This is a genomic window from Priestia sp. VA7 (assembly GCF_055710015.1).
Window position 1 is genome coordinate 25,244 of sequence record NZ_JBVQPN010000006.1, and the last position, 26,323, is coordinate 51,566.

A 26,323-nucleotide genomic window follows, 5' to 3' on the forward strand; every position below is an offset into this window, starting at 1 on the left:
TATTCGGAGGTGAAGGAACATGTCAAGAATTTCTGTTGATCAAGTAAAACACGTTGCAAACTTAGCGAGACTTGCGGTGACGGATGACGAAGCTGAACTATTTACAAAACAATTAGATGCTATTATTACATATGCAGAACAATTAGATGAGTTAGATACTACAAATGTAAAACCAACTTCTCACGTATTGAATATGAAAAACGTAATGCGTGAAGATAAGCCAGCTAAAGGTTTACCAATTGAAGACGTAGTGAAAAATGCACCAGACCACAAGGATGGCTACATTCGAGTACCAACTATTTTAGAATAAGGAAGGAGGCTTTACGATGTCTTTATTCGATCGTAAACTTTCAGAACTACATAGCCTTTTACACAAGAAAGAAGTACGTGTACAAGATTTAGTAGACGAATCATATAAACGTATTAATGAAGTAGATGATAAAGTAGGTGCGTTCTTAGCGCTTAATGAAGACAATGCTCGTGCTTATGCAAAAGAGCTAGATGAAGCACTACAAACAAAAGATGAATTTGGCCTATTATTTGGTATGCCAATCGGTGTAAAAGATAATATTGTCACAAAAGATTTACGTACAACTTGTTCTAGTAAAATTCTAGCAAACTTTGATCCGATTTATGATGCAACAGTTGTTCAAAAATTGCAGGCAGCTGAAGCGGTAACAATCGGTAAATTAAATATGGATGAATTCGCAATGGGTTCGTCAACTGAAAACTCAGGTCTTCAGTTAACGCGCAACCCATGGAATTTAGATTACGTACCAGGTGGATCTAGCGGTGGTTCAGCTGCAGCTGTAGCAGCAGGTGAAGTTCCGTTTTCTTTAGGTTCTGATACAGGTGGGTCAATTCGTCAGCCAGCTGCTTATTGCGGTGTTGTCGGATTAAAACCAACGTATGGTCGCGTATCTCGTTACGGATTGGTGGCATTTGCATCTTCTTTAGATCAAATCGGACCAATCACAAATTCTGTTGAAGATAATGCATACTTACTTCAAGCAATTTCAGGCGTAGACCCAATGGACTCTACTTCTGCTAATGTTGATGTACCGGATTATGTATCTGCTTTAACAGGTGACGTAAAAGGTCTTAAAATTGCTGTTCCAAAAGAATACTTAGGCGAAGGTGTGGGCGAAGAAGCTCGCCAGTCTGTTTTAGATGCACTAAAAGTGTTAGAAGGACTAGGCGCAACTTGGGAAGAAGTATCGCTTCCACACTCTAAATACGCATTAGCTACGTATTATCTATTATCTTCTTCTGAAGCGTCTGCTAACTTATCTCGTTTTGACGGCGTTCGCTACGGATATCGTACAGATAATGCTGAGAACTTAATCGAAATGTACAAGCAGTCTCGAAGCGAAGGCTTTGGAAACGAAGTAAAACGCCGTATCATGCTTGGAACGTTTGCGTTAAGCTCTGGTTATTATGATGCTTACTACAAAAAAGCACAGCAAGTACGTACGTTAATCAAGCAAGACTTTGAGTCTGTATTTGAAAACTATGACGTTATCATTGGACCAACTACACCAACTCCATCATTCAAAATTGGTGAGAAAACAGACGATCCATTAACAATGTATGCAAACGATATTTTAACAATCCCAGTAAACCTTGCTGGAGTACCTGGTATTTCTGTGCCTTGCGGCTTATCAAATGGATTGCCATTAGGGTTACAAATTATCGGTAAGCATTTCGACGAAAGCACAATCTATCGTGTTGCTCATGCATTCGAACAAGCAACTGAGCATCATAAAGCGAAACCAGCACTGTAAGGGGTGAGATAAAGATGAACTTTGAAACGATTATTGGTCTTGAAGTACACGTTGAGCTTAAGACAAAATCTAAAATTTTCTCAGCAAGTCCAAACGCATTTGGTGCGGCTCCAAATGCTAACACAAGTGTAATTGACTTAGGTTATCCTGGCGTATTACCTGTGTTAAACAAAGAAGCAGTTGATTTTGCGATGAAAGCAGCGCTTGCGCTAAACTGTGAAATCGCAACAGATACAAAGTTTGACCGTAAAAACTATTTCTATCCGGATAACCCAAAAGCTTATCAAATCTCTCAATTTGATAAACCAATTGGCGAGAACGGTTGGATTGAAGTAGAAGTTAAAGGTGAAACGAAGCGTATTCGTATCAACCGACTTCATTTAGAAGAAGATGCTGGTAAGCTAACGCATACGGGCGATGGCTATTCACTAGTAGACTTCAACCGTCAAGGTACACCTCTAATTGAGATTGTATCAGAAGCAGATATGCGTTCTCCTGAAGAAGCATATGCTTATTTAGAAAAATTAAAATCAATTATTCAATATACAGGCGTATCTGATTGTAAAATGGAAGAAGGTTCACTTCGCTGTGATGCCAATATTTCTTTACGTCCAGTTGGACAAGAAGAGTTCGGTACAAAAGCTGAGTTAAAGAACTTAAACTCATTTAACTATGTGCGCCGCGGTCTTGAACACGAAGAAATTCGTCAAGAAAAAGTGTTATTGTCTGGTGGCTTAATCGAGCAAGAAACACGCCGTTTTGACGAGTCTACGGGCGAAACAATTCTAATGCGTGTAAAAGAAGGATCTGACGACTACCGCTACTTCCCAGAGCCTGATTTATTAGAATTACACATCGACGAAGAGTGGAAAGAACGCGTTCGTGCTTCGATTCCTGAACTTCCAGATGCTCGTAAAAAGCGCTATGTAGAAGAGCTTGGCTTACCTGCTTATGATGCAATGGTATTAACGCTAACAAAAGAAATGTCTGATTTCTTTGAAGCAACGCTTGCTGCGGGCGGAGACGCGAAGCTATCTTCTAACTGGTTAATGGGTGAAGTTTCTGCTTACTTAAACTCAAACCAAAAAGAACTTTCAGATGTAGCCTTAACACCTGAAGGTCTAGCTGGTATGATTCAATTAATTCAAGAAGGTACAATTTCGTCTAAAATTGCGAAAAAAGTATTCAAAGAATTAATTGAAAATGGTGGAGATGCAAAGAAAATTGTAAAAGAAAAAGGTCTTGTACAAATTTCTGATGATGCAACTTTACGTAAATTCGTAACAGATGCATTAGATGCAAACCCTCAATCTATTGAAGATTTCAAAAACGGTAAGGATCGTGCAATTGGCTTCTTAGTTGGTCAAATTATGAAAGCTTCAAAAGGCCAAGCGAACCCACCGATGGTTAATAAAATTCTTTTAGAAGAAATTAATAAACGCTAAATTTGATAAATAAATGTGAGGTGGATATCCATCTCACATTTATTATGAGTAAGGGCGATCGCGCTGAAGGTATGAATAAAAACCGAAACGTGAATATTGTATATCAAGGTTAATTTCTTTATAATATGTTTGTTCATGCCCCCTCTTGTTGATGATGTAATGTGAGGGGGCATTCTTTCACTGATAAAAGTAGGCAAAGATTTGTGACAAATTATCATTATTAGGATGATGAATATGAAAAGAGCGAGAATTATTTATAACCCGACATCGGGCCGTGAAATTTTTAAGAAAAACTTACCGGAAGTCTTGCAAAAGCTAGAGCAAGCAGGCTACGAAACATCTTGTCATGCTACAACTTGCGCTGGTGATGCAACAGAAGCTGCTAAAGTAGCAGTAGAGCGTCGTTTTGACGTTGTAATTGCAGCCGGTGGAGACGGTACCATCAATGAAGTCGTAAACGGTATCGCTGGACAAGACTATCGTCCGCAGCTAGGTATTATTCCTGTTGGAACAACCAACGACTTTGCTCGTGCTATTAATGTGCCCCGTACGATTGAAGGCGCTATTGATGTTATTGTAGAAGGCGTAACAAAGCCAATTGACTTGGGCTGTGTAACAAATGACGGAGAAACGCATTACTTTGTAAATATCGCCGGAGGCGGCCGTTTAACTGAATTAACATATGAAGTGCCAAGCAAGTTAAAAACAATGCTTGGACAGCTAGCTTACTATTTAAAAGGCATGGAAATGCTTCCTTCTATTAAACCAACATCTGTTGAAATTGAGTATGACGGAAAATTCTTTGGCGGAGAGATTATGTTCTTCCTCGTTTCCTTAACGAACTCAGTCGGCGGTTTTGAAAAGCTGGCACCAGATTCTTCTTTAGATGACGGCATGTTTGATTTAATTATTTTAAAGAAAGCAAATTTAGCTGAATTTATTCGAATTGCGACACTTGCGCTGCGAGGAGAACACATCAATGATCCTCATATTATCTACACAAAAGCGAACCGTGTTAAAATTCATACAAATGATAAAATGCAGTTAAATCTAGATGGCGAGTACGGCGGATTATTGCCTGGGGAATTTGTAAACTTATATCGCCATGTAGAAATCTTTGTTCCAAAAGCAACAGCTGAATTTATGGAAAAAAATGGGATCGCCTAAATGCGATCTTTTTTCATGCTTTTCTTTGTTTGGCTTTCGCTCTTATGGTACAATCAGTTCAGCATTTTCAAATGACTAAAAGGATGTAACGATAAATGGAAAAATTAAAACCACCTGTAGAAAAAAATGAATATATAGATGTTGCGTTTGAAGATTTAACGCATGACGGAGCGGGTGTAGCGAAAGTGAACGGATTTCCTATTTTCGTTCAAAATGCGCTGCCCGGTGAAAGCGGCCAAGTAAAAGTTATTAAAGTAAAAAAAGGCTATGCGTTTGGCAAGCTTATCAAGCACCATACAATTAGTGAACAGCGTGTTGAAGCACCCTGTCCGGTCTACAAGCAGTGCGGAGGCTGTCAGCTGCAGCATGTAAGCTATGAAGGACAGTTGCAATTTAAACAAAAGCAAGTAAAAGACGTCATGGCGCGAATTGGTCATTTACCTGACGTTCCGGTACATTCAACGCTAGGAATGAACGATCCTTGGCGCTATCGAAACAAAGCTCAAGTTCCCGTGGCAGAACGAGAAGGCGGTTTGGTCGCTGGGTTTTACCAGCAGCGAAGCCACGACATCATTAACATGGATGCCTGTTTGATTCAGCAGCAAGCAAATGATGATGTTGTTCAAGCTGTTAAATCAATCTGTGAAAAGCATGGCATTTCTGCTTATCAAGAACAAAAACATAAAGGCTCACTTCGTCATATCATGGCGCGCTACGGACTTGTAACGGGTGAAATCATGGTTGTCATTGTGACTCGTACAGCTGAGCTGCCAAACAAAAAGCGTATTATAGAAGACATTATCGAAGCCGTGCCGAACGTGAAATCAATTGTTCAAAACGTAAACAGCAAGCGCACAAACGTCATTTTAGGGAACCAAACGAACGTACTTTGGGGAGAAGAATATATTTACGATTATATCGGCGACGTTAAATTTGCCATTTCAGCAAAATCATTCTACCAAGTAAACCCTGAGCAAACGAAAGTGCTTTATGACAAAGCGCTTGAGTATGCAGATTTAACAGGAGAAGAAACGGTTATTGACGCTTACTGTGGAATCGGAACAATCTCATTATTTCTCGCTCAAAAAGCGAAAAAAGTATATGGCGTTGAAATCGTGCCTGAAGCGATTGAAGATGCAAAGCGCAACGCTGAGCTAAACGGTATTCACAACGCTGAATTTGAAGTAGGCGAAGCAGAAGTCGTCATTCCAAACTGGTACAAACAAGGTATCAAAGCGGACGTCATCGTCGTAGATCCGCCGCGAAAAGGATGCGACGAAGCTCTTTTGAATACCATCATTGACATGAAGCCGAAAAAAGTTGTCTATGTTTCATGCGGACCAGCAACTCTCGCACGTGACCTAGCTATTTTAGAAAAAGGCGGATATGAGACGGTTGAAGTTCAGCCTGTTGATATGTTCCCGCATACGACGCATGTGGAGTGCGTGTCGCAGTTAATTTTAAAAGAAGGTTAATTAATCATTCATGATTGAAAAATGATATTTTATTTTTGGTAACCTTTCTTTACCTACCTCTATACGTTCGACAAAACGATGTAAAAATTCTTCATTTACTTCTGTGGATGAAGAGTATTTATTCAATGTGTTTTTAAGTAAATGAAAATCTTCGGATGTATCTTTAAAAGGGAGTGAGGCTTTTAGCCCACTCTTTTTTAATTCAAGTTGTTTCACTTGCTCGTTAAAATCATTAGCAGAGTCTCGATATTCTTGGTGAGTAATCAAATACTCAGCAAGCATTTCTAGATAACGTTTCTTTTTTTGTTGAATATTTTTTATTTGAGTTTCAATCTCTTGAATCTCACGAGATAAACTTTCATCTGCATTAAAAGTGTTAGAACTAAAAGTGAATTGCTTATCATTTATTTTCTGAGTGAATTTTTTAATATCACTAAGAACTAAATCTTTTAAAGCCTTTTCTTTAACGGTGTTCGCACTGCATGCTTTTTTTCCATGCTTTGCATACTTTCCACAAATATATCCATTCCGATTTTGTCTATACCACATGCTCGTCCCACATTCAGCACAATATAATATATTGGTAAATAGGTGTTTTTTTGCCTTAGTAATATTCTTTTTTCTAATACCCATAAGCCTTTGAACTGTGTCAAAATCTTCACGAGATATAATTGGTTCGTGAGCATTTTTTATAACAATGTACTTTTCTTTTGGAACATTTTCTCGTGTCTTCACAGTCACACTTCGAGAGGTCTCTCTACCTTGAACTAAATCGCCAACGTAATGAGGGTTTCGCAAAATTAACTTTACTGTTGAACCATGCCAGTACTCTCCTGCATTTTTCTTTCCAGCAATTTGGGCTGGAGTGGGATATCCTTGATTCGATAAGTATTTTGCTATCGAATCAAAACCCTTCCCACTAATGTAAAGCTTGAAAATTTCTTTTACTATAGCTGGTGTGCTGTCTTGAGCGCAATAAAGTTTGTGATTTAATACTCTATAACCGTATGGAGGATTAGAGCCAGTAAAATCGCCTTTTTTTGCTTTTGTATTCAGCGCTGTTTTGATTCTTTCTGATGTACGTTGTGCTTCCTGTTCATACATCCAAGAATACAGTCCAAACATATTAATATTGCCTTCTAAGGAGTTAATAGCACCATCAAATGTGATGATGTGAATATGGTTCTTCTCGGCAATGTCTTTTATCTCATACGAGAGCTTTCCATTCCTAGCAAGCCGAGACAACTCTTTTGAGAGAATGATATCAAACCTTTTATTCTTTGCATCTTCAATCAATTGGCGAAGGTGTTTCCTCTTCTTATCATCGGTACCTGATTCTACATCAATGTAAAAGCGATAAAGCTCCCAACCTTTCTCAGCAAGAACATTAAAAAAGAAGCGTTGTTGATTTTCAAGAGAAGTTTTTTGCTCCTCTTTATCCGTGGACACACGGATATATACTGCACATTTTATAAAGTCTCAACTCCTTTATTCGAGGTTGAGATATAGTAGTGTTTACCTAAGATATAATATAGTCCCTTGGATAGAAAAATAAACTTCTTGTTAAAAATATTTTCTTTCAAATTAGAAAAAAATGAAAATTAAAAAGTCTTTATACCTAATTTTGGTTTGGTGGTGTAAAATTGTTATTGGGGTTAAATGGAATTTTCGTAGATAACATTAAGGGGGAAATTAAGTGAAACTTTACTCACTAAAAATTCAGGGGTTAAGAAAGCATAAAGATACTACAATCCATTGTGGAGATAGTACTTTTTTAATTGGAAGAAATAATATTGGAAAGAGTACAGTGTTTAAAGCATTAGAATTATTGCTTAATGATATAAAAAAAATTGACTCTGAGGATGAATTCTTTAGTGTTTTAAACCATGAGCAAACAAATAATGAATTATTAACAAATAAAATTATTCTGACTGGTGAATTTAGAAATTGTCCAGAAGAATCAAGAAGCTGGAAAGGGCTTAAAGGTAGGGTTTTCGAATATGATAATATTAATTGCCCAGATGAAACTGGATTGAGGATTTTTTATAGAAAGACATATGAAAAAGGTAATAATGTGAAAATTGAAATGAAACAAAGAAAGAGAAATATTAAAGATTGTTTTAAAGAATGTAAAAGCATAAATGATTACATAGAAAACGGGTTAGACGAGGAGGTATTAGAAGAGATTCTAGAGGGCATCGCCCCCGATAAAAGACTAACTGCAACTGAAGCAAAAAAATTAAGTGACTTAGATGACTTATATGATTTACTTGAGGAAGAAGAATGGTTTGAGAATCCTGGAGGTATTGCTGGTAACGTGATATCTCGGCTCCCTAACTTTCTTTTAATTCCTGCTTGGGATAAAGTAGATGAATTGTCTGGAAATAGTGGCGCCTTAATTAAAACTCTAGGAAGCTTATTTGAAGACGTTAGAAATGCTTCTGAAAATTATAAAGAAGCTCAAAAATATCTTAACTTATTACAAGAGGAACTCGACCCTACAGATGATACTAAAGAATTTGGAAAGATGATGAATGATTTAAACAAAATTGTAGATGATGTTTTTCCTAATATTCGATTATTAGCTAATGCGAACTTATCTGATGCTAATAAGAGTATTAAACCGTCGTTTGAAGTGAAAATGAGCAATAATGTAAATACTCCTATTGAAAATCAGGGAACCGGTGTAATTAGGTCTGCAGTATTTGCAATGCTGAGATACAGAAATATGAGAGAGAATAGCGGACAAACTACGCCTCTAATCATTGGATTTGAAGAACCTGAGATTTATTTGCATCCTAATGCAGCTCACCAACTTAGAGATACCATCTATGAATTAGCTAATTCATCTAATAATCAAATCATATGTACTACTCATTCACCTTTCATGATTGACCTTAGTAGAAAATCTAATCAGGTACTAAATCATTTTACGGCTGTAAATGAAGAAGCTGTTGGTGATGGGAGAAATTACATCATAGAAAAAGTTATTAGTAATCCGTTTAATATTACAGAAGCTTTTGAACAACTCCAAGCTGACGATAAATCTTATGTGAAGATGATTCTACGCATGGATGACTATATGGCAAAAATTTTCTTTGTAGAAAATGTTCTAATCGTTGAAGGGGATACCGAAGATATTGTAATTAGAGAATCTATTAGAAGAATGCCAATAGAAGTTAGAAAAGATATATTACACAATTGGCATATTGTGAAAGCTAGAGGGAAGGCCTCTATTATTTCACTAGTGAAATATTTCAAATGTATGGGTATTAATCCTATGGTAATCCATGATAAGGATGAGGGTACTCCAGGAGCAGAAGTATTTAATAACCCAATTAAAGAAGCTGCAGGGGAAGAGAACAGAAGGATGCTCGAAAACTGTATTGAAGATATACTAGGCTACAACGCACCTAGTAGTGAAAAACCTCATAGAGCTCATAGATACATTAATAGTAATTGGGGAGAAGTATGGGACGAGGTTACAGGTAACTGGAAAACAATAATGGAAGATATTTTCTCTAATTCTTTTGCGATAATTGATGATGGTACTGGAAGTAGACCGCCTCGACGAGCAGTTCTCCGAGTTACGCAGGAGATGACAATTCAAAGCAGTGTAAATGTAGACTAGTCGAGAATATTAATTAAAGTGTATCTCAGAGAAGACTGAGATACACTTTAATTAATTAAGTTTAACTAATATTCTTTTTCTTGAAAGCTTCTTTCAAATCCTCGAAACACTTGCAATCATACTCAATTACTAAGTCCCAAACTAACTTTGAGTTTTTTAAGCCTACAGATTTTAGCATATAATTGTTCCACAAATGCATTTGTTCTTTTTGAGTTAAGTTAATACGGTTCTTTAATAGTTTTTTTAGTTCATCGTATGAAATGTTCTCTGGCTGAACGTCTTGAAAGTCTTTTTTCGTTAGCTGTTCTTCTAAGCGTTTTTGCTGCTTCTCTTTAGCAACCTTTTTTCGCTGTTCTTCTTCAATTAATAATTGCTCATTATAATGTTTTCTTAAAAGGGTGACTTGGTTTATAAACTGTTCCCTGTGTTGCTCTTCTATTTCACCATTGCTAAGTTTAAAGCCTTTATCGACAACAAGTGCATCAGCAAAAGATATATCATATCCTTCACTCAATAAAAATGCACGACAAGGATTCAAAGTTCGGTCTTTTAGAAAGTGTTGAACCTTAACTGAAATTTTTTCTGCGTCATTGGAAAAAACATAATATACACTTTTTATATCAACATCATCTATTCCTCTAGGACTTACAGGATAATTGAAAAGCTTAAAAAAATCATCTTCTTTCACCAAATCATCCAGTAAATATTCCCACTTAATATCTTCCTCTGTTTTTAAAGAAATTGCTAACTCTGCCTCCCAAAGAACAATGCTGTTCTTTTCTTTTTCAATAGAATGTTCTTTTTTTTCAATAAACCATATAGGTTGAATACCTTTTTGAATAAAATATTTATGACGTTTAATTATCTGTTGGGCTAGTTTATTATCAGAAATTGGGTTTATATTGGTTAAAAAGTTAAATGCAATTATATCCTCTTCTAATTCTACAACTAAGTCAGGATATTCTTCTAATTCTGGGTTAAATTTAAAACCATAATTAACTTTCATACGAGGTGTTAACTTTGACTTTATTTGTAATTCATCGAAAAAAATATCTATCAGCACCTTGTGTTTTTTGCTTTCTCTTTTAACCTGCTTTTTATAACGTTTTTCTGACCTTTCGATTTTTCGAGATTCCTCGCAAGCTTCTGAATGTTTATGGGAAAAGTAAATTATCCCCCTTTCTCTCTCATGTTTGATAATCAAAATTGCTTCACAATACGGACATTGATATAGATTTTTGTTTGCCAGTTTTCTGTAATTTTCTATTTCAGGAGTTGTTGGAAAATATGGTAAATTTATTAACTCTTTATCGATTATATGTAACGCTTCTCTCATTTCATCACCCCTATTAATTTTTATGAAAATATTAAAATTATCTATTTTTGTAAAAATAATGATTCTAAAGTCATTATAACTTAAAAAAAGCCAGTTATTATAGCAAAAAATTTTAATGAAAAGAGGCTTTTTAGTAAAAAGTTTTATTTTAAAAAATAAATTGACCTTTTACGAAAAAAAATCCGATAATCCATCCATTTAAAATCTAATTTTAGTAATATGATATTGCTCAATTAAAAGAGCACCTTAAACATTAAATTAAAGGGAGTTAACGTAACAATGAAATTAAACAATAGCCATCCTTTAAAAAGAGTACGTAATGGTAATGTAAGAAAAATAAAAAATCTCCAACGATGAAAGTTTGGTGCTAATAAATGGATTCTTCAATATCCAAAAATCAATTGTTAGAGGAAATGGAAGTTGCCTGTAGGAAACAAGATATTTCTTCTACAATAGTTGAAAAATTTTGTGCTATTCAATTATGGTGGGAAAGGAGTCGAGGAGATGTTTCATCATAACATTCAAGGCTTAAATATCCCTGGTAAGACTACCTACATACATACAGTTAAAAGAAAAGATGTCGAAGAAGAACGAGTTTCTTACCAGATAGAGTGGGACTTAGAATTTGATGAGAACGTAATGCGCTAAGTATATAAAGACCAATTTCAGTCTATTATGATTTAAAGATTGGAGATGGTCAGATGGAATATAAAGTGAAGCAAATTGTGATTGTAGAAGAACAAAATGAACTAGGTAATCTTTTTCTTGAAAGGCTAATCGAGAGAATGTTGCTTGAAGAATTAGATTTACCTAGTTCACTACGAGCAATTGTTTTAAGCAAACGGCAGTATAAAGGGGGAAGCAATGATGAGTAAAAACAGTCTTCTTGGTAACAAATTAAATATATTTATGAGAAGAGTGAGTACAGAAAATCAAAGTTTGGAAATGCAGATGGCTGCAGATAGGAAGTTTAGAGACCTACTTGATGAAGAGGAATATATAGAGGTCAATGAATTAGGTGTGTCGGCTAATAAAGTAAAGTTGCAGCATAGAGAGCAAATGCAAATAGTTATAGATTTAATTTTGCAAAATAAAGTAGCTACTTTGTATGTCTATGACCGTAGTCGTTTAGCTCGAAATTTCTATGAGTATGTTGAGCTAGTAGATATGTTTATTAGTCATAATGTTAACGTAGTGTTTACTACTACGAACTCAAGTTATCCGCCTTTTAGTTGTGACTACTTAATCGAAGGCGTTAATGGAATCCTGATTGAAGAGGAAGGCAGAGCAATTGCTAGAAGGATTTCAGATACTAACAGGAAATTGCCTAATAAGAAATTTGGTTATGATGTTATTAAAGAAAGTGGCACAAAAACCTATACTCCTGTTAATTCATATAAGGTAAAGTTGGAAAATTTATTTCAAGGTGCAATTAGGGTGGAGAACTTAGAAGAGTTTATTTCGTTAATCACTAACTACAAGAAGCAGTTGAAAAGGCAACAAGTTATCGATGTTGTAAAAATCCTAACTGACCCTTTTTATTGTGGATGTGAGTTGGTGGGAGAGAGATATAGCAGTTTATCGTATGTCACTCCAATTGTATCAATTGAAATGTTTTTAAATTCACAAAAACATATTAAGCAATATGTTAACAGAATATATCGGGATATTCGGGACAGAGATGGAGAAAATGTATTGAATCCAATTTGTGGAATTTGTAAAAAGAAGATGAACTATAGAAAAGATAAAGCTGGAGGAACTGGAATTTATACGTGTTCCAATAAACACTCCAAGGTTAGCATTACTGTGGAATATTACAATGACACGATATTAGAGTACGCGTCTATTCTCTTGAAATGCTTGGATAAAGATAAATTAAAGCAGAAAGGAAAAACTGTATTAACTCATTTGATAAACAAGACTAGTGGTGAAATAAATATAGCTTCTTCAAAAATTGAAAAGTTAGAGATGAAAATAGCCACTTTATCCAGTGACCAATTTACATTAAGAAATACAATTGAGAAGCTTCTTTCAGAATTAAATTTGTATAAAAGGCAAAGGAAAGAACTGAAAGAGACATGTTTGTTGTTAGAGAACCATAAAAATCAAATCATGTTTCTTGTTGAAAATATAAAACTCAAGGCAGGTTTGGCTAAAGACGAATTGTTGAGCGTTTTACCTTTACTAATTAAAGACTGCTTTATAAATGAAGATACATTGACTTTTCATATTTATTTTAATGAGTTTTTAAAGCAAGAAGAAATTGAGAGGATGATTTATTGTGAACCGTAACTTGGAACTGCATACACAGCAATCAAAGCAAAAGAGAAGGTTGGCTGTTGCTTCTATCAGGAGGTCTTCTCACAATCAAGAAGGCAACCAGTCTTTTGAAATTCAAAAGCTAGCTATAAAGGATTATGCAGAAAAGAAAAACTATTATCTACCAGAAGAATTTATATTTCTGGATGATGCAACCAGTGCTTATCGTACTCTTGCTAGTCAAAGAAATGGCTTAAATCAAATGAAGAAGATAGTTCTATCCGAAGATATTGATGCCATTATCTTTTACGATTTTTCTCGTATAGATAGGAAAATTTATTCTTTCGTATCGGAGTTTTACTACGATGTAATTCAAAAGAAGCCTAACATAAAATTTTTTACAACGACGAAAGAAGATTCATGGAAGCCATCAGATATTGATGTTAAGCTGCAATTAATTTTTGCCAACGCTGAATCAAATGAAAAATCTCGAAGAGCAGTTGATGCACAGGTGAAGGATATAGCGGTTGAAAAGAAACGTCCAGGTGCAGTTGTTCCTTATGGATATGTTCAGAAGGATAAAGTGTTAGTACCAAGTGAGCATGCATCTAATGTGTTATTTATTTTTCACTTGGCCGCTTGGGGGCACTCTATTCAAAGAATCACTGATACATTAAACTCAGCTAACATTCCTTCGCCCACTAATAAACGGTGGCGAACAAGCACTGTGGAAAACATCTTAAAGAACCCAGTATATAAAGGGACTTTAAGTTGGGCGTTTAGAAAAAATCAGAAAGAGCACCAAGAGCATGTATTAAATAATGCTCATCAAGCTATTGTTCCTGAAGTTATATATCAAATGGTTGAATTTAATCGTAATCTAAAGAGAGTTTACAATAAATTTGATACACCATTTTTGCTTAATGGTTTATTAAAATGTGAAAGTTGCAATGGGCTACTTCATCATCGAAATGCTTCTACTAAAAAGAAGAATGTTAAATATACATATATGAAATACCAATGTCCAAATTGCAAATATGAGATTAAAGCCCAGTCTTTTAATGAGAAAGTTCTTGAAAAGATGGATGAACAATTTTCTATGTCTTTAAAAATTAACTCCGATTATATTAGACGTCTGTTAGATGACTATTCAGTTAATCTTGATAAACACAGAGAGAGTTTACATCAAAAATTGCAACTTGTAGTAGAAAATGAAGAACAAGCTCTTAAGTATCAAGACTTAAACTTAAATAGTGTGTTTCGAAATACTAAACAAAAGCTTAAGCATCAGATTAATGAATTAGATGATGCTAGGGTTAAAGTTGAGAAAATTCAATCCCAATCAGAAATCGACTTTCTTGTTAAGTATTTTGAACTATTAAAACTGTCTAATTTGTCAACAGTGGAACAAAGACTGACTCTACTGTATTTTGTAAAAGAAATACAAATCAAGTATGTGGAAAGAGATAGCTTAGAGTTTTCTATACAATTCAAGGCTAACCCAATTGCATTTATTGCCAACTCAGTTGGATGAAATATCGAACTTACCATTTAATCAATGGATGTATTATCGAAATATAAGCCCAAGTCATAAGTTTAAATCTTATAGAGAAACGGTAAATCCCTTGTTACAAGGGAATTTCTTATAAGTTATCTCGATAATATATCCAAAATGGTATACCATTTTGATTTAAAAATCGAACTTTACGTTATCATTTTAGACGGAAAATCGAAAAATCATACACTATATAAATAGAAAATTTGGGGGAATCAGTTATGAAAGTAGAAAGAAATTTTGATGAGAATGGCATTTGTTTTGGGGAAATGTTTACTGAATTAATTAATTCTAGAATAACTACATTTGTAGAAGAAAAATATTTGAAAAATGCTACGAGAACAGAGGGGAAATAAGTTATGTATAAAGTAGGCGCATATATTCGTGTTTCAACTAATAGAAAAGAACAAGAGTCTTCACTTTTGACACAAAAGTTGATGTGTAAGCAATATAGCGATAGTAAAGGTTGGAAATTATCTAATATTTATATAGACAGAAAAACTGGTACAAAGGTAAAACGTCCAGCGTTATTTCAATTGTTAGAGGATATTGAAAAGAAAGTAATTGATGTGGTTGTTGTTAAGGATTTATCCCGATTGGCGAGAAACGGTGAATTGTCCTATAAAGTAGCCAATTTAGCTAAGGAGAAAGGTGTACACATTATATCTTTAGATGGGTTAGTTAATACAATGGAAGGTAATCAAGACATTCTAGGCTTATTAGCTTGGCTTTATGAAAAAGAATCGGAAAATTTAAGTGGAAGGATAAAGAGTGCAAAGAAAGCAGGTGCTCTTAACGGTGAATATCAAGGGTCGACTCCACCTTATGGCTATTGCTTGAAAAATAAAAAACTTTTTATTAGAAACGATGATACCCCTAATATCGTAAGAAGAATTTATTCTGAATATTTAAAAGGGTGCGGAGTAGATTCAATCGCCAAAAATCTTACTTTGGAAGGAATTCCAACTCCAGCACAAGTTATAAATAAGCAAAATGCTGGACTAGAGTGGAACGGCAGTACAATTAAGTTGATACTGAAAAACCCTCATTATATAGGAGATTTAGTTCAAGGTAGAACTGAAACAATTAGCGTTGTAAGTATAGGTAGAAAAGAAAATGAAAAACAGGAACAGGTTATTGTAGAGGGGACTCATGAAGGTATTATTTCTAAAACTGACTTTCAAGACGTGCAGAGACAAATGATAAAAAGAAAAAAGAATCTTACTGCTCCTAAAGTTCACATGTTTACAAATGTTGCTTTTTGTGCCGATTGTGGACGAGGAATGTGGTTTCGCTCTGGAAGAAAAGGTTATATTTGTGGAGGCTATGGCAGATATGGTAGAGGAAGATGTACTTCTCATGCTATTAAGGAATTAGATTTGTTTGGACACATTGTTAAAGACTTTAAAATGTTCTCTGAAGCCTCAAATGTTACTCTCCTTTCGAAGCATTTTGAAGCGAAGGTTAAAATAACTCTTAATTCCAATATGAAAGAATTAGAGAAAATTCAAAATAAGCTTAAAGTGTTAAAAAATAGGAAACTAAAGTATATTCAAATGTTAGCTGACGGAGAAGAGCTTGGAGGTATAGATAAGGAAACATTTAATGCAATCAATGCTCAAAATGACAAAGAGATTAGATTGTTATTGCAACATCAGAAATCTTTGGAAGTTACAGCTACTCATATTAAATATAATATAGAAGATATCAAAGCAGACTTCGAGAAATACTTATATTCAGAGAAAGTAATTACTGAAATTATTCATCGGTTTGTCTCTAGAATAGAAGTTAAAGAAGATGGGGCAGTAAAAGTTTATTATTACTTTCAAGACCCAAGAAAAGAAATTTCATAAGTAAAAGCTCCAAGATATTTTCTTGGAGCTTTTACTTTATAGGGATTTTTTTATTGCTTTTCACATGCAGAAAGTAAGGTTCTAGCATATGAGTCAGCATAATTTCGGACCCATTGTTTATTGATAACACAAATCCAGATTATTACTAAAATAATGGATACTGAAATTGAAACCCAAAACTTAAATGGAATGTTTCCTATATTAATGCCATACTTTTGGTAAATACCTAAAATGTTAAGTCCTAGTGATAAAAAGCAGAGAGATAAGCCAGTTCCTTTTATACCAAAACAATTCCTTGCAAAACCGTAATTAGCATTATCACTTTGCAAGATAGGATATTTAGTTTTGTCTCTGGTATGTTCCCTTAACCAGATGATTGCTGAGTTATAATGTGTTTCGTAGTAGTCTGGATTTTCTGCTTCCTCTTCTGGAGTTGGTATTGTTATATTAGGAGCATTTGTTCTCAAAAAATCATGATAACGCTGTTTGGTCAAAGGGTCCACGGTTTGGTCTCTATGTCTTAAGAAGATGGTTGTAGGAAATGCACCCCAATCTTTTAACAGCTTTTTTTGTTTTTTTATACCAAGGTTTCTACTGATTTTAGATAAGATAAATAAGATAATAATTATCCCTACCAATGTTACAGCAGTATTCAATGAGTCGAGTAAACTAGGATACCAAAGAATAACAGATAACACTAAAGGTAATAATGCAAAAATAGCCGGGAATATTCTTGCTTTATATTCGTAAGGGTCAAATAATTGTTGTAATAATTCCATTTCTGTTTATTCCTCCACTTCATCATAGAATGGCAATGCTGTTAACGACGTCCAACCATTACGAGCAGGCATATTTGAATGACGGCGTATAGTTGAGCCGTTAGTAGAATAAACGTTTGCGCCCCTTCTTTTAAAAGCATTTGCTACAGAGCGTCTAGGGTAATCGGGAGCTCCTTTAGATGTTGAAACATATGCCTGTTTAGTGGAAGTTACCCCTTCTTCTAAGATAGGTCCAATAATCTTATTAAGTACACTTGGCGAAACGTTATGTCGAGACCCATGATGAGGTACTTGAATAATTTCACATGCATTTAAATTGATTCCTATCTGCTCAGCGTAGGTAATAGATTTAGTTAATGCTCTTACTCCTGAGTCTCCAGTTAAAAGAATGCCTGTATTATTTAAGACTGCATGTAATATTACGCTACTTTCATTTCTTTCAGAAGTACATACATCTTCTTTCAGTGTTTCTTCCGACCATGTTTCTTTTATGAAATTTATTACTTTTTTGACGGCACTTCTTGCAGCTTCTTGAAATGATTTTAGCAGCTCATATCCTTCGTTAGCTCTATTTTCTGGCATGCCTGGGAATTTAGGGAGTAACTCATTTAAGTACCATTCTTTATTAGGAGATAATACAGTGAATGCCCCAATTTTTTCTCCCTCAAAAGGTTCATATATTTTTATTTCTTTCTCAATTGCTAATTCGTAGACTGCATGAGCTGCATTCAGACTCTCCTTTATACGTTCCGATAAGCTGTTGTCCGTAATTCGCCCGTCTTTGAATAAGTCACGTATAGTTGTTGAATGTTCCCATGGAAGATGCATCCATAATTCTCCAACTTCTAAATTCTCCAAAACAACCGTTAAGCCAGACACATGGTCTTTGTCAGGATGTGTGTTTACCACATAATCGACAAAAGTAGTTCCATAATAATTCTTAATATGTTCCACAAGCTTTTCACCAGATGCTTTCGTACCTCCATCCACAATTATTATCTTGTAAGCACCAGGACTTCCATAACGAATTGCAATAGCGTCTCCATTTTTACTGTTTTCTCCTACCGGTAAAAATTCAATTTCGAAACCAATTTCATTCATTTCGTTTCTCCCCCTAAAAATATTTTTTCAAAGAACTTACCTACACTTTTAATTAAAAAGATTAATCTCAAAAAGGTTTTCGTTTACTTCACAATTAAAATTGGAAATAAAGGATTATTTTAGTAGTTAGGTTCTGTGTTTCTATATTTTAATTCAATTATTTTAGTATTGCAATACTAAAATTGACTACATGAGTTTTTTATATTAAACTTGTCATTGGAGATACTCATCAAATTTATATATCTTAACCGGGTATTTACACCTTTGCGTATCTATTTTATATTTTGATAAGAAAGGAGGGTGTAGATGAACACCTCTATACAAAAATTTTGGGACATCTTATTTAGACGTGACATTGTAAAGAAAGAAGAACTATTGAGAGAAATGGTTCGAGTTATTAAAACCAAGAAACAAGCAGAATTACAAGGATTTAATTTTCAGAAGGCAGATAAAGAATCTTTATTTCAATTCATGAAGGCAAATACTGAGGACAAAAGTTTAGGGTTCTTCCCAGGAGATAGAGATTTATTTTCTGAACTTTACTTCATAGGGAAAGAAATAGACATTATAGATTTTACTTTAGAAACATATAAAAATGATTATTCAGGAACTATTATTTCTCCCAAATACCTTACTGCTTATTTAGAAAATTACATTAACAATGATACAAATAATATTTTGTTCAACGAAGCAGAAAAATTCTTAGCTGGATTAAAAACACTAATTATTAATTCATCTAATAAGAGCTTTACGTTAACAACTTCAAATTACCTAATGTATGAAATGCTGGAAGTGGCTTTTAAGGATGCAGAAAATATAACAGTAATTCATTCGTCCCTCTACTTACCATTAGATATGGAAAGTCAATTTGACTTAATCATCTCTATTCCTTCATTTGGAGGGAAGGTAAGCAGTGATAAATCTTTTATGTCAAAGGATACATCAGCTATTGCTATGGAAAATCAACTTAAATTTCTTCGGGCAAATGGGATATTGATTGAAGTAGTCCCTGCTAGTTTCACATTTTCAAGTAGCGTAGCAAAAGTAAGGGATTGGGTAGGAGAAAACTTTAGTGTAGAGTCCATTATTTCATTACCAGAAGGCATTTTTAGACCATACACAGGCATAAAAACATATTTTCTAGCCATTAAAAATATTGCTGATAATACCGATACAAAAGTTGGTAAATTCAAATTAGAAAATGGAAATTTAAAAAGAGATGAAATGAAAATTATTAATTCGCAGGACCTTGATAAATATGAAGACTGGCGAATTGAATTAATAATGGCTGAAGATAAAAGTGAAATTAAGAAATTCAAAGAGTCACTTTTACCTAAAGTTAAGTTAAAGGAAGTAGCAGAAGTATTTCGTGGAAAGTCAATTATGAAGAATGACTTAAAACCAGGAGATATTTATGTTCTAACTATTTCAAATATAGAAGATGGTCAGATTTCATCTGAAACAATGGAAACTATTGATGAGGAAGAAAGAAAGGTCAAGCGTTATGAACTTTTAAACGATGATTTAGTAATGACTTGTCGTGGCACCCTAAACAAATTTGCTGTATTTAAAAATATTAATAAGACAGTTATTGCCTCAGCTAATATAATTGTAATTCGATTTAAAAAAGAAGTTGCCAGTGATTACGTTAAAATATTCCTTGAAAGTCCTATTGGAACAGAATTAGTGAAGACTTTTCAAAGAGGCACAACTGTTATGAATATTAATCCTAAAGATATTAGTGAATTAGAAATACCACTTGTGGATTATGAAAAGCAGCTTGAGATTGTACAACAATATCAGAAAGAATTAAATCGATATCAAGAATCAGTTAGGAAAGCTAACCAGAGATGGGATACACAGAAAGAAAACATTTATAACAACTTGGTTTAAAGATAGGAGAATAATAAATGTCAAAAACAAGTGCAAATATCGGTTTTGAAGAACGATTATGGAATATGGCAGATAAGCTAAGAGGAAGCATGGATGCTGCAGAGTACAAGCATGTTGCATTAGGTTTGCTTTTCCTGAAATATGTATCAGATGCTTTTGAAGAAGAATATGAAAAGCTTTTAAAAGAAGAATATGCAGACCCAGAGGACCGTGATGAGTATCTTGCATCTAATGTGTTTTGGGTTCCTAAAGAGGCACGTTGGTCTCATATTAAAGAAAACGCAAAGAAGCCTGGAATTGGACAGATAATTGACAGTGCAATGATTGCTATTGAAAAGGAGAATAAATCATTAAAGGGTGTTCTACCTAAAGATTATGCTCGCCCTTCGTTAGATAAAACTAGGTTAGGAGAAGTTATAGACCTTTTTTCTTTTAAAGTTGGAGATAAGGAAAGTCGTTCTAATGATGTTCTAGGTAGAGTATATGAATATTTCTTGAGTAAGTTTGCAAGTGCTGAAGGGAAAAATGGAGGAGAATTTTATACTCCTCATTCTGTGGTGAAATTATTAGTAGAAATGATTCAGCCATATAAGGGAAGAATTTATGACCCATGTTGTGGTTCAGGTGGAATGTTTGTTCAAAGTGAAAAGTTTGTTGAAACGCATCAGGGGAAAATTGGAGACATAGCTGTATACGGTCAAGAATCAAATCATACCACATGGAGACTAGCGAAAATGAACCTTGCAATCCGTGGTATTGATAGTAACTTAGGTGAATATAATGCGGATACTTTTCATAATGACGTACACCGTGGATTGAAAGCTGACTATATATTGGCAAATCCTCCATTTAATATAAGTGACTGGGGAGGAGAACGTTTGACAGAAGATGTTCGTTGGGCATTCGGAACTCCTCCAGTTGGAAATGCAAACTATGCATGGATTCAACATATTGTATCAAAGCTTGCTCCAAGTGGAGTAGCTGGTTTTGTTTTAGCTAATGGCTCAATGTCGACAACTATTAATAGTGAGGGTGAAATTCGCAAAAACTTGGTTGAGTCTGATTTAGTGGACGCTATAGTTACCTTACCTGGACAATTATTCTATTCTACTCAAATCCCAGTATGCCTATGGTTTATTGCGAAAAATAAAACTTCAAAAGGGTTTAGAAAGCGACAAAGAGAAATTCTATTTATTGATGCTCGTAAACTAGGTCACCTAGTTGACCGTACTCATAAGGAATTGAGTGATGAAGATATAAAGAAAGTTGCAGATACATATCATTCTTGGAGAGGTCAAGATGGCTTTGATAGCTATATTGATGTACAAGGTTTTTGTAAATCTGCTTCTATAGATGAAGTTAAATCACATCAATACATTCTTACTCCGGGTAGATATGTGGGTTTTGAAGAGGAAGAAGAGGATAATGAACCTTTCGAAGAGAAGCTGATAAGGTTAACGGGAGAATTAGCTGAACACTTTTCTAAATCAAAACATCTAGAGCAAGAAATTCGCAAGGCTTTAGGGAGTGTAGGATATGACTTTTAATGTAGAAAAATTCGAAAACCCATCAGCTTTATTTCCTGAGCATTGGAAACAAATTAAGCTACACGAACTTTGTATTGAAAAAGTTAGAAATGGTATTTACAAACCTAAAAAATTTCATGGTTCTGGTGTGAAGATAGTAAATATGGGTGAACTATTTAGCTTTGATAAAATCAAGAATCAGGATATGAAGAGGCTGGAATTAGATGATAAGGAAAAAGAAAATTATTTATTAGAAAAGGGTGATTTACTATTCGCTAGAAGGTCACTAGTTGCCTCTGGAGCTGGGAAATGCTCCATAATAGCAGAAAATAATGAACCATTAACTTTTGAATCTTCTCTAATAAGAGTGAGGTTGAATTCTAATTTAGCAAATCCAATGTTCTATTTTTACTTCTTTAACTCTATTTATGGTAAAAATCTTATTGGAACAATTGTGCGAGAAATGGCGGTCTCGGGAATAACAGGTAAAGACCTAATGAATTTAGAGGTTCCTTGCCCACCGTTAGATGAACAAGAACACATAGTTACTATATTACAGAACATTGATGAGAAAATTGATTCTAACTTTCAGACAAATCAATATTTAGAAGAGTTATCTCAGACTCTTTTTAAAAAGTGGTTTGTTGAATTTGAATTACCTCAAGGTGATTTGAAGCCTGAAAATTTTGTGGAAAGTAAAATTGGTTTAATTCCAAAAGGCTGGTCGTTAAGTTCTTTAGATAATATAGCTAATTATTTAAATGGACTAGCAATGCAAAAGTATAGACCAGAGGGTGAAGAATCTATACCTGTAATAAAAATTAAGGAATTAAAACAGGGTTATACTAACAGTCAAAGTGATAAAGCAAGCCCAGATATTGATGAAAAATATAAAGTTTATGATGGGGATGTTATATTCTCTTGGTCTGGCAGTTTAGAAGTTAAAATATGGTTTGGAGGACTAGGTGGATTAAATCAGCATCTTTTTAAGGTTACTTCTACCTTATATGACAAATGGTTTTATTATTTTTGGACAATGTTTCATATCGAAAAGTTCAGAAGAATAGCAGCAGATAAGGCAACAACTATGGGACATATCAAAAGAAGTGATTTAAAGGATGCTAACGTTTTGATACCTGACGAATTTACTTATAAAAGAGCTAGTGAGATTTTTGGACCAATAGTAAATTTAATTATCGAAAAAGGTATAGAGTCAAACAAGCTAAATCAATTAAAGGAAGTTTTGTTGCCTAAGCTGATGTCAGGAGAATTAAAAAAAATAGTTAATGCATAGGGGGATATTTGATGTATAGCTTCGCTGAAGAAGAATTAGAACAAGCGGCTCTTGAATGGTTTGAAGAACTAGGCTACGACAGGATTTATGGTCCTGAAATATCTCCGGGAGGAGATTATCCCGAGCGTGAAGACTATAGCGATGTCATTTTGCATGAAAGGCTAAAAAATGCTCTTATTCGGATTAATCCTAACCTTCCCTCAGATGCAATAGATGAAGCATATCGTAAGATTAAAGTGCCTCAAAGTCCTAGTTTATTAATGAATAATAAAGAATTTCAAAAAATGATTACTGATGGAATTGATGTAGAATATCGAACAAATAAGGGCGAATTTAGAACAGAAAAGGTTTGGTTATTTGATTATAAAAACAATTATAATAACGATTATGTTGTAATAAATCAATTAACTGTAATAGAAAGTGGAATTGATAAAAGACCAGATATAGTTGTGTGTGTTAACGGTATTCCAATTTCTGTATTTGAGCTTAAAAGTACATCAAATGAAGAAGTGAGTATAGGAGAAGCCTATAATCAGCTTCAAACTTATAAGAAGACTATACCTTCTTTATTTGTGTATAACTCTATGTTAGTTATTAGTGATGGTTTAAATGCTAGGGTTGGTACCTTAACTTCTAACGAAGAACGTTTTATGATGTGGAGAACCATAGATGGAGACGAAGTAGCGTCTCCGGCTATTCCACAATTAGAGGTGTTGATAAAAGGTATTTTCGATAAAAGGTGGATGTTGGATATAATAAGACATTTTATTTTATTCCAATCTGATGGTAAAAATACGATTAAAATACTTGCAGGATATCATCAATACCATGCAACAAATAAAGCTATTGAAAGTACAGAGAGAGCGGTAGAAGAACAGGGAGATAGAAAAATAGGGGTTATATGGCACACCCAAGGTTCTGGAAAAAGTCTATCAATGGTTTTTTATACAGGTAAATTAGTTTTAGGATTAGATAATCCAACTATTGTGGTTATTACAGATAGAAATGACTTAGATGACCAGCTGTTTTCTACATTTAGCAAATCAAAAGAGCTAATCCGTCAGGCTCCTAAACAAGCCGAAGATAGGGAACACTTAAGACAACTTCTTCAGGTTGAATCAGGAGGAATCATTTTTACGACTATTCATAAATTTGCTCCAGAAGATGGAAAAGATATGTTGCCCGTTTTAACTGATAGAAAAAATGTTATTGTTATAGCCGATGAAGCGCATAGAAGCCAATACGGCTTTGGAGCTGATATTACAACGGATAAAGATAAAGAAGAAGCTGGAGTAAAGTATGGCTTTGCAAAATACATGAGAGACGCTTTACCTAATGCATCATATATAGGGTTCACCGGGACCCCAGTGGAGTTAACTGATAAAAACACTCCTGCTGTATTTGGCGATTATATAGATATATATAATATGACAAGAGCCGTTGAAGATGGAACTACTGTGAAAATATTTTATGAAAGCCGTATTGCTAAGATAGAATTAGCTGAGTCTGAGCGTCCTCTTATTGATGAAGCCTATGAAGAAATAACAGAATATCAAGAAAGTTCCCAAAGGGAAAAGTTAAAATCAAAATGGTCTCGTCTTGAAGCTTTAGCCGGTTCTGAAAAGAGATTAAAGCTTATTGCTAAAGATTTTATTGAACACTACGAAAAGCGTCAAGAAGCGATGTTCGGAAAGTCAATGCTCGTAGTCATGTCACGCCGTATTGCAATAGACCTTTATAAAGAGATTGTGGCACTTCGCCCTGAATGGCATAGTGATGATGATGATAAAGGAGTAATAAAAATTGTCATGACTGGTTCATCAAGTGACCCAGAAGAATGGCAACCTTTCATCGGAAATAAGCGTCGACGTGAGCATCTGTCGAAAAGAATGAGAGATAATAGTGACCCACTGAAAATTGTTATCGTTCGTGATATGTGGTTGACTGGTTTTGACGTTCCGTCAATGAATACTATGTATATTGATAAACCAATGAAAGGTCATAATTTAATGCAAGCTATTGCTCGCGTAAATAGAGTATTCCGTGACAAACCAGGTGGTTTAATCGTAGATTACATTGGTATTGCTGATTCATTAAAATCTGCGCTAAGTCAATATACAGAAAGTGACCGTAAAACAGCTGGAGTAGATACAGATGTAGCAGTTGAGATTATGCTTGAAAAATATGATTTAATTACAGATTTATTGCATGGCCATGATTACAGTAAATTTAAAACAGGTAAAGCAACTGATAGAATGAAGGCTATAGTAGAAACGGTAGATTATATTTTAGGATTAGGCGAACAATCTAAAAAAGATTTTATTAAATATACAACTGAAATGGCAAAAGCATATACTCTTTGTACAGCAGAACCTGAAGCAGAAAGTTTGAATGTTGAATTAGGCTTCTTTAAAGCAGTAAAGTCAGGACTGATAAAAATTATCATGCCGGAAGACAAAAAGAAAAAAACAGCCAAACAACTCGATGCTCAACTAAACCAACTGATTTCTAAATCTATAATTTCAGAGGAAGTAGTTGATATTCTAGGAGCCGTTGGGCTTAATAAACCTAATATTGCAATTTTATCCGATGAGTTCTTAGAAGAAGTTAAAGGGTTAAAACAAAAGAACCTAGCAGTAGAGTTACTAAATCGGTTGCTGACAGGGAAAGTAAAATCTGTTGCAAAAAGAAACTATATACAGTCTAAAAAATTCTCTGAAATGTTAGAACAGTCAATCTTGAGATATAACAACAGAGCAATTGAAACCACGAAAATTATAGAGGAATTAATTGATTTAGCTAAAGAAATGAATCAAGCTCATAAACGTGGTGAAGGTACTGATATGATTGAAGAAGAAGTTGCCTTTTATGATGCATTAGCTGCTAACGATACAGCCCTTCAAGTTATGGGAGATGTTGTGTTAAAGCAGATTGCTCAAGAACTTACTCAGTCAATTAAAAGCAATATGAATATTGATTGGAGTCTAAGAGAAAGTGTTCGAGCGAAGATGAGGGTAGCAGTTAAAAGATTGCTTAAGAAGTACGGTTATCCACCTGATATGCAGAAGCTTGCAATAGAAACTGTAATGAAACAAGCAGAATTAATGGCAGGGAATGAAGTAACTAATTTAACTGAAGACTCAGCACCTTATTTATAAATGAAATGATTAGAACAAGCAGAGGTTTCCTGTTAATCAAATAAGGAAATTTCTGCTTATTTTCATT

At 34.4% G+C, this 26,323-nt stretch carries 20 protein-coding genes; 16 read left to right on the top strand and 4 right to left on the bottom strand.

Annotated features, from left to right (window positions below):
• Positions 1 to 19: 19 nt before the first annotated feature.
• The 5 genes from gatC (at position 20) to rlmD (ending at position 5,871) form a co-directional block, all read left to right on the top strand.
• Positions 20 to 310 (top strand): Asp-tRNA(Asn)/Glu-tRNA(Gln) amidotransferase subunit GatC, encoded by a 291-nt coding sequence (gene gatC, locus AC0C45_RS24070; protein ID WP_016762781.1) that lies wholly within the window; start codon positions 20 to 22, stop codon positions 308 to 310.
• A gap of 16 nt (positions 311 to 326) precedes the next feature.
• Positions 327 to 1,784, top strand: coding sequence for an Asp-tRNA(Asn)/Glu-tRNA(Gln) amidotransferase subunit GatA (gene gatA / locus AC0C45_RS24075; RefSeq protein WP_013055056.1), 1,458 nt, complete (start codon positions 327 to 329; stop codon positions 1,782 to 1,784).
• A 14-nt stretch (positions 1,785 to 1,798) separates the two neighbouring features.
• The gene (gatB, locus tag AC0C45_RS24080; RefSeq protein ID WP_013055057.1) at positions 1,799 to 3,229 is read left to right on the top strand and encodes an Asp-tRNA(Asn)/Glu-tRNA(Gln) amidotransferase subunit GatB; all 1,431 of its coding nucleotides are present in this window, start codon (positions 1,799 to 1,801) and stop codon (positions 3,227 to 3,229) included.
• Between the two features lie 234 nt (positions 3,230 to 3,463).
• Positions 3,464 to 4,396 (top strand): diacylglycerol kinase, encoded by a 933-nt coding sequence (locus tag AC0C45_RS24085; protein WP_280168788.1) that lies wholly within the window; start codon positions 3,464 to 3,466, stop codon positions 4,394 to 4,396.
• A gap of 95 nt (positions 4,397 to 4,491) precedes the next feature.
• Complete coding sequence (rlmD, locus tag AC0C45_RS24090) at positions 4,492 to 5,871, top strand: 23S rRNA (uracil(1939)-C(5))-methyltransferase RlmD (protein WP_472928900.1); 1,380 nt, start codon at positions 4,492 to 4,494, stop codon at positions 5,869 to 5,871.
• On the opposite strand, the gene AC0C45_RS24095 is transcribed toward rlmD, so the two are convergent.
• Positions 5,872 to 7,344, bottom strand: coding sequence for a recombinase family protein (locus tag AC0C45_RS24095; protein ID WP_472928934.1), 1,473 nt, complete (start codon positions 7,342 to 7,344; stop codon positions 5,872 to 5,874).
• Positions 7,345 to 7,567: 223 nt separating this feature from the next.
• Here AC0C45_RS24095 and AC0C45_RS24100 point away from each other — a divergent pair, with 223 nt between their 5' ends.
• On the top strand, positions 7,568 to 9,502 hold the full coding sequence (locus tag AC0C45_RS24100; RefSeq protein ID WP_472928901.1) for an AAA family ATPase: 1,935 nt from the start codon (positions 7,568 to 7,570) through the stop codon (positions 9,500 to 9,502).
• A gap of 61 nt (positions 9,503 to 9,563) precedes the next feature.
• Here AC0C45_RS24100 and AC0C45_RS24105 read toward each other — a convergent pair whose 3' ends face one another.
• Positions 9,564 to 10,838: a competence protein CoiA family protein gene (locus AC0C45_RS24105; RefSeq protein WP_472928902.1), complete on the bottom strand. Its 1,275-nt coding sequence runs from the start codon at positions 10,836 to 10,838 to the stop codon at positions 9,564 to 9,566.
• Between the two features lie 504 nt (positions 10,839 to 11,342).
• Between AC0C45_RS24105 and AC0C45_RS24110 the strand changes: the two genes are divergently transcribed.
• The 6 genes from AC0C45_RS24110 to AC0C45_RS24135 all read left to right on the top strand — a co-directional run bounded on the left by AC0C45_RS24110 (position 11,343) and on the right by AC0C45_RS24135 (position 16,505).
• Positions 11,343 to 11,486 carry a hypothetical protein gene (locus AC0C45_RS24110; protein ID WP_472928903.1) on the top strand — a complete coding sequence of 48 codons (144 nt, stop codon included), beginning with the start codon at positions 11,343 to 11,345 and terminating at the stop codon, positions 11,484 to 11,486.
• 53 nt (positions 11,487 to 11,539) lie between these two features.
• Positions 11,540 to 11,713 (top strand): hypothetical protein, encoded by a 174-nt coding sequence (locus AC0C45_RS24115; protein ID WP_472928904.1) that lies wholly within the window; start codon positions 11,540 to 11,542, stop codon positions 11,711 to 11,713.
• Positions 11,703 to 13,130 (top strand): recombinase family protein, encoded by a 1,428-nt coding sequence (locus AC0C45_RS24120; RefSeq protein ID WP_472928905.1) that lies wholly within the window; start codon positions 11,703 to 11,705, stop codon positions 13,128 to 13,130. Before AC0C45_RS24115 ends, AC0C45_RS24120 begins: the two co-directional genes overlap by 11 nt.
• Positions 13,120 to 14,631, top strand: coding sequence for a recombinase family protein (locus tag AC0C45_RS24125; protein ID WP_472928906.1), 1,512 nt, complete (start codon positions 13,120 to 13,122; stop codon positions 14,629 to 14,631). The genes AC0C45_RS24120 and AC0C45_RS24125 overlap by 11 nt, the downstream gene beginning before the upstream one ends.
• A gap of 242 nt (positions 14,632 to 14,873) precedes the next feature.
• Positions 14,874 to 15,008: a hypothetical protein gene (locus tag AC0C45_RS24130; protein ID WP_472928908.1), complete on the top strand. Its 135-nt coding sequence runs from the start codon at positions 14,874 to 14,876 to the stop codon at positions 15,006 to 15,008.
• A gap of 3 nt (positions 15,009 to 15,011) precedes the next feature.
• Positions 15,012 to 16,505: a recombinase family protein gene (locus tag AC0C45_RS24135; protein WP_472928910.1), complete on the top strand. Its 1,494-nt coding sequence runs from the start codon at positions 15,012 to 15,014 to the stop codon at positions 16,503 to 16,505.
• A gap of 50 nt (positions 16,506 to 16,555) precedes the next feature.
• On the opposite strand, the gene AC0C45_RS24140 is transcribed toward AC0C45_RS24135, so the two are convergent.
• Both AC0C45_RS24140 and AC0C45_RS24145 read right to left on the bottom strand, forming a co-directional pair.
• On the bottom strand, positions 16,556 to 17,284 hold the full coding sequence (locus AC0C45_RS24140) for a hypothetical protein (RefSeq protein ID WP_472928912.1): 729 nt from the start codon (positions 17,282 to 17,284) through the stop codon (positions 16,556 to 16,558).
• Positions 17,285 to 17,290: 6 nt separating this feature from the next.
• A complete protein-coding gene (locus AC0C45_RS24145; protein WP_472928913.1) occupies positions 17,291 to 18,385 on the bottom strand; it encodes a ComEC/Rec2 family competence protein in 1,095 nt (364 codons plus the stop codon).
• Positions 18,386 to 18,691: 306 nt separating this feature from the next.
• Between AC0C45_RS24145 and AC0C45_RS24150 the strand changes: the two genes are divergently transcribed.
• The 4 genes from AC0C45_RS24150 to AC0C45_RS24165 are packed head-to-tail and all read left to right on the top strand — an operon-like array spanning position 18,692 to position 26,256.
• The gene (locus AC0C45_RS24150) at positions 18,692 to 20,278 is read left to right on the top strand and encodes a restriction endonuclease subunit S (protein ID WP_472928914.1); all 1,587 of its coding nucleotides are present in this window, start codon (positions 18,692 to 18,694) and stop codon (positions 20,276 to 20,278) included.
• 17 nt (positions 20,279 to 20,295) lie between these two features.
• Positions 20,296 to 21,825, top strand: a complete 1,530-nt coding sequence (locus AC0C45_RS24155) for a class I SAM-dependent DNA methyltransferase (RefSeq protein ID WP_472928915.1) — start codon at positions 20,296 to 20,298, stop codon at positions 21,823 to 21,825.
• Complete coding sequence (locus tag AC0C45_RS24160; protein WP_472928916.1) at positions 21,815 to 23,098, top strand: restriction endonuclease subunit S; 1,284 nt, start codon at positions 21,815 to 21,817, stop codon at positions 23,096 to 23,098. Before AC0C45_RS24155 ends, AC0C45_RS24160 begins: the two co-directional genes overlap by 11 nt.
• Positions 23,099 to 23,109: 11 nt before the next feature.
• Positions 23,110 to 26,256: a type I restriction endonuclease subunit R gene (locus AC0C45_RS24165; protein WP_472928917.1), complete on the top strand. Its 3,147-nt coding sequence runs from the start codon at positions 23,110 to 23,112 to the stop codon at positions 26,254 to 26,256.
• Positions 26,257 to 26,323: the final 67 nt, after the last annotated feature.